This is a genomic window from Methylobacterium sp. CCH5-D2, assembly GCF_001556475.1.
GTDB classification, from domain to species: Bacteria; Pseudomonadota; Alphaproteobacteria; order Rhizobiales; family Beijerinckiaceae; genus Methylobacterium; species Methylobacterium hispanicum.
Window position 1 is genome coordinate 1 of sequence record NZ_LSIX01000389.1, and the last position, 618, is coordinate 618.

Genomic DNA, 618 nt, shown 5'->3' on the forward strand with positions numbered 1-618 from the left:
TGGAGGCGGTGGGCCAGCTCACCGGCGGCCTCGCGCACGACTTCAACAACCTGCTCACCGGCATCACCGGCTCGCTCGAACTCCTGCAGACGCGCATGGGCCAGGGCCGGATGACCGACCTCGACCGCTACATCAACGCCGCGCAGGGGGCGGCGCGGCGCGCCGCCGCCCTGACCCACCGGCTCCTCGCCTTCTCGCGGCGCCAGACCCTCGATCCGAAGCCCACCGACGTGAACCGGCTGATGGCCGGCATGGAGGATCTGATCCGCCGCACGATCGGCCCGGGCCTCGCCCTGGAGGTGGTCGGCGCCCCGGGCCTGTGGCCGGCGCTCGTCGATCCGAGCCAGCTCGAGAACGCGCTCCTGAACCTCTGCATCAACGCGCGCGACGCCATGCCGGAGGGCGGGCGCATCACCATCGAGACCGCCAACCGCTGGCTCGACCATCGCGCCGCCCGCGAGCGCGACCTGGATCCCGGGCAGTACCTCTCGCTCTGCGTCACCGATACCGGCACCGGCATGACGCCCGAGGTGATCGCCAAGGCCTTCGACCCCTTCTTCACCACGAAGCCGATCGGCCAGGGCACGGGCCTCGGCCTCTCGATGATCTACGGCTTCG

The 618-nt window shown here is 71.4% G+C and carries 1 protein-coding gene; it reads left to right on the plus strand.

Features of this window, described 5'->3' with window-relative positions:
* Positions 1-618 (plus strand): ATP-binding protein (locus AX737_RS09985; protein WP_245293421.1); only part of this gene is annotated, 618 nt, incomplete at both ends.